Genomic DNA, 597 nt, shown 5'->3' with positions numbered 1-597 from the left:
GCAGCAGTTGTTCGCTCAAGGCGGCTACATCGCCTTGTGGATAGATGGCGCCATTGCCGCTGGCGACTTCCTCGGCAAACGCCCGGGCATCGGAGGTGATCGCGCCGCGCCCGCAGGCGGCAGCCCAGGACAATGCACCGCTGGTGCCGCGCTGGCGGCCCAGCAGGCCGAGCTTTTTCGATTCGCGATACGGCAGCACCATCACATGGTGCGCCTGGATCGTCTGCGGGATCTCGCTGGCCGGCAAATTCAGCCGCCAGTCGATGGAGCCTGCCAGGCCGAGTTCGGCAATCTGGCTGTTCAACTGCTCCAGGTAATTGCCGCCTGTGCCAAACGCCATTTCGGCGGCAGTGCCACCGGCCAGGGTCAGGCGCACACGGTCACGCAATTCGGGGGCTTTTTCGAAGGCGGCGGCCAGGGCCTGCAACAGGTCTTCGATGCCTTTGCCACGGTAGATAAAACCGAAATACAACAGGTGCAGCGTGTCCAGCGGCGGCAAGGCCACCGGCGGGATATCCAGGTTGGCGTGGTTGATCACCGCCACCTTGCCGGCGGGCAATTGCATGCGCGCCGTCAGGCAGTCGGCGCCCAGGCGGG

Annotated in this window: 1 protein-coding gene; it reads right to left on the bottom strand. The window is 65.2% G+C overall.

Annotated features, from left to right (window positions below):
* On the bottom strand, positions 1-597 hold a 597-nt coding region (locus tag HX846_RS38265), incomplete at both ends, for a glycosyltransferase (RefSeq protein ID WP_178967586.1).

This window comes from Pseudomonas sp. K5002 (assembly GCF_013386655.1).
GTDB lineage: Bacteria > Pseudomonadota > Gammaproteobacteria > Pseudomonadales > Pseudomonadaceae > Aquipseudomonas.
Note: the sequence above shows the minus strand (reverse complement) of the source record. Positions and strands in the feature narration are given on the sequence as shown.